The sequence below is a fragment of the Acinetobacter sp. IRS14 genome (assembly GCF_034650275.1).
GTDB lineage: Bacteria > Pseudomonadota > Gammaproteobacteria > Pseudomonadales > Moraxellaceae > Acinetobacter > Acinetobacter oleivorans.
Genome location: NZ_JAOVFN010000054.1, coordinates 1 through 1099, shown reverse-complemented (window position 1 = coordinate 1099; position 1099 = coordinate 1). Strand labels below are relative to the sequence as shown.

Genomic DNA, 1099 nt, shown 5'->3' with positions numbered 1-1099 from the left:
ATTTTTTATGGTTCAGCATTCGTGCTCCATTCAATTATTTCGTTATTTTTTATGACTTAAAGTATAAAAATCGCCCAATAATTACATAAACTAAACTAAACATATATATTTTTTTAATTATTAAAACTTACATGATCATTTTTTAATCTTTATATTCTGATCTTAATCAAAAATTATAAATTATTATTTTAAAAATAAAAAAGCTAGGTACTCACCTAGCTTTTTTATTTTAAGGTAATAAAAAATCAACCCAAATCAACTAAATGTTTTTCTGATAAACACGACTCTTCATAATCCAGAAAACTACTATTATCATCTAAATATTTTTTAATTAGAGCATAATTAATCTTTTCAGGTATATTAATTGCATAAAAGTGTCTACCTTCAAAGCCTTCCCAATCACACAAATAGGACTCCAAAGTAGTTAATATCTTTTCAATACATGTAGTATCATTATTAAAAAATACAATTCTTAATGTTGAATTATTAGATGGCTTTATTAAATCATCAAAATAGAGCGTTTCATTTTCTATTTCAACCTGAATAAGATCATCAAATGCAAGGTTAGGCGCAAAGAAAGGAATACTTTTAACAAAGTATTGATCTGTCTTGTACATCTCCCCCCATATTAACTCTTTTGAGAGTTCATTATTTTTATCTAAGTAGTCTATTACAATTTTTTGGTTATACATCATAAGGCCTTTTGCTTATTTATTACTTTTCGATATATTACACGAACGACATAAGATTTGCCCGTTGTTTGGTGTTCCACTTCCCCCTAATGATTTTGGCACTTTATGATCAACATGCGCTTCATTTTTAGGAGGAGTAATACCCTTCTGAGATTGTTTTGGCTGAACTAAAGTTTCTTTACAACTTGCACATACCAATTTCCCATTGTTTTCAATTTTATTAAGGTCTTTAACTACTTCTTTTCCAGCTTTTGTAAATTCTTTGCCTGAACGATCCACTTTATTAAGTTTTTCCGCGCGTTGTTGAGCACGTGCCAAATTTGCAGCTGTCTTTGTTGTTGCAGCCGCCCGAACTCCCCATCCTAAGCCCGTAGCGCCTGGCGTTACTGCCCCAACAGCATCTGCAC

Annotated in this window: 2 protein-coding genes; both read right to left on the bottom strand. The window is 30.8% G+C overall.

Annotation, left to right across the window (positions count from 1 at the left end; translation table 11 throughout):
- Nucleotides 1–245 precede the first annotated feature (245 nt).
- Nucleotides 246–692, bottom strand: a complete 447-nt coding sequence (locus ODQ17_RS19015) for a DUF4265 domain-containing protein (protein ID WP_322905612.1) — start codon at nt 690–692, stop codon at nt 246–248.
- A gap of 15 nt (nt 693–707) precedes the next feature.
- Nucleotides 708–1099, bottom strand: a 392-nt coding sequence (locus ODQ17_RS19010; protein WP_322905611.1) for an HNH endonuclease, incomplete at its 5' end; no start/stop codon positions are given.